At 77.9% G+C, this 2,003-nt stretch carries 3 protein-coding genes; 1 reads left to right on the top strand and 2 read right to left on the bottom strand.

Features of this window, described 5'->3' with window-relative positions; translation table 11 throughout:
* The coding region (locus EBM89_RS20440; protein WP_233571891.1) for an FAD-dependent oxidoreductase at positions 1–504 on the bottom strand (504 nt) is incomplete at its 3' end.
* A 126-nt stretch (positions 505–630) separates the two neighbouring features.
* On the opposite strand from EBM89_RS20440, the gene EBM89_RS20435 reads away from it, so the two are divergent.
* Complete coding sequence (locus EBM89_RS20435; RefSeq protein ID WP_122151392.1) at positions 631–984, top strand: DUF3017 domain-containing protein; 354 nt, start codon at positions 631–633, stop codon at positions 982–984.
* Positions 985–1,071: 87 nt separating this feature from the next.
* Here EBM89_RS20435 and EBM89_RS20430 read toward each other — a convergent pair.
* Positions 1,072–2,003, bottom strand: a 932-nt coding sequence (locus tag EBM89_RS20430; RefSeq protein WP_122151391.1) for an aquaporin, incomplete at its 5' end; no start/stop codon positions are given.

Below are 2,003 nucleotides of genomic sequence, written 5' to 3'. Positions count from 1 at the left end.
GCGCAGCCGGACCGCGTCCGCGGCGGTGTGCAGCGTCAGCGCCGCCGACCAGGCGGGCGGCAGCACCGCGGCCGCGCCCGTCGCGACGACCACGGCGTCGGCGTCCACCTCGGCGGCGTCACCACCCCTGCCGAGCAGGACCCCCACGCCCTCCGGGCGCACCCGCAGGCCCGTCGCCCGGGCGCCGAGCCGCACGTCGTCGGCGAGGGCGAGGGCGTCGGCGCCGAGCTCGTCGGACAGCCACGCCGGGGCGGGCCGGTCCAGCAGGTGCTTGGACAGCGGCGGCCGGTCGTACGGGGCGACGTCCTCCGCACCCAGCACCGTGATCCGACCCGTGAAGCCCTGCGCCCGCAGCTCCAGCACCGTGCGTGCCCCGGCGAGCCCGGCGCCCACGACGACCACCGACCCGACGGGAGCGCGGTCGCCGGCCGCGGCGCTGCCGACGGAGGACGGGAGGGAGGACGAGTGGGTGGACGGGACGGTGGGACCTCCGGGACCAGGCACGACGCCACCGTAACCCCGGCGCGCGGCGGCACCAGGGGTCCGGCCGGCGGCCCAGGGGCGCGCGGTACCCTCGTCCGCGGAGCGCGACCCGACCGGGCCCGCGCCCGACGACCGCGGGAGGTGCGCGTGAGCCACGACGACGCGCTGCCCCCGCCCACCGACGAGCGCTTCGACTCCGAGGGCCGGCCGCTGGACCCGCGCGCCATCGCCCGGGCGTCCCTCGACGCCGACCGCAACTGGTCGCTGTGGATCATCCTGGCCGCCGTGCTGTTCTCGGTGGCGCTGTCGGTCGCGGCCGGGGCGTCCACCGGGGCGCTGTTCCTCGCGGCGTTCCTGGCGTGCTGCGCCGTCGTGCGGGGCGTCGTCCGCGGCGGACCCGCGGCGCTGGTGGTGCGCAGCCGCGTCACCGACGTCACGGTCCTCGCCGGGCTCGCGCTGACCATCGGGATCCTGTCCCAGATCGTCCCCGTCCCCGCCTGAACCCGACGTCCGAGCACGGCGTCGCCCGGACGCGGCGACGCCCGCCGGGCCGGGGGCCGGGCGGGCGTCGCTGTGCTCGGGCGGACGTCAGCGCGTGGCGTGCACCTCGACGTCGACCTCGTCCAGCTCGATCTCCTCGTCCAGGACGTCGTCCTCGGCGGGCGCCGTCGCGAACGCGCGGTACAGCAGGCCCGCGAGCGCGGCGCCGACCAGCGGCGCGACCCAGAACACCCACACCTGGCTCCAGGCGCCCTCGGCGAAGATCGCCGCGGCGGTGGCCCGGGCCGGGTTCAGGGCGCCGCCCGTGACGGGCGTGAGCACCAGCACGAACGCCGTCAGCGCCAGGCCGTACGCGATGCCCGCCTGGTGGTGGCGGCCGCGACGGTCGGTCGCCCCGAGGAACACCCCGACCAGCAGGGCGGTGAGCACGCCCTCCATCAGCAGCGCGGCGACCAGCTCGAAGCCCATGCCGCCGGCGGCGGTCGCGATGGGGGAGTGCTCCCCGAAGCCGTTCGCGAGGGTCGTCATCAGCACGCGCTCGTTGCCCGCGATGGCGGTCAGCGACGACGCGGTGACGAACAGCACCGCCGCGGCGACCGCGCCACCGAGCACCTGCGCGACCCAGTAGGGCAGCACGTGCGCCCACGGCGTCCGCCCGGCCAGCGCCGAGCCCAGGGTGATCGCCGGGTTGAAGTGCCCGCCGCTGACGTGCGAGACCGCGAGGAACGCGGCCACGGTGCCGAAGCCGAACGCCAGGGCCGTGCCCATGCTGTCCGTGCCGGTGAGGGCCGCGAACAGCGCGGTGCCCAGGCCGACGAGCATCACCAGGAACGTGCCGAACACCTCGGCGCCGAGCCGGGCCGCCACCGACGGGCCGGTCACGGTCGCGCGGACGGCGGCGACCGTCACGTCGTCGTCCTCCGGCAGCACGGGCGCGGCACCCAGGCCGTAGCCCGCGGCGGCGCCGAAGCCGGTCGGGACCGCCTCGGGTGCCGGGGCGGCGGCGGGCGCGGGTGCGG

It is taken from the genome of Cellulomonas triticagri (assembly GCF_003696205.1).
Taxonomy (GTDB): Bacteria; Actinomycetota; Actinomycetes; order Actinomycetales; family Cellulomonadaceae; genus Cellulomonas; species Cellulomonas triticagri.
The sequence above is the reverse complement of the archived record's forward strand: the minus strand, read 5'-3'. Positions and strand labels throughout refer to the sequence as shown.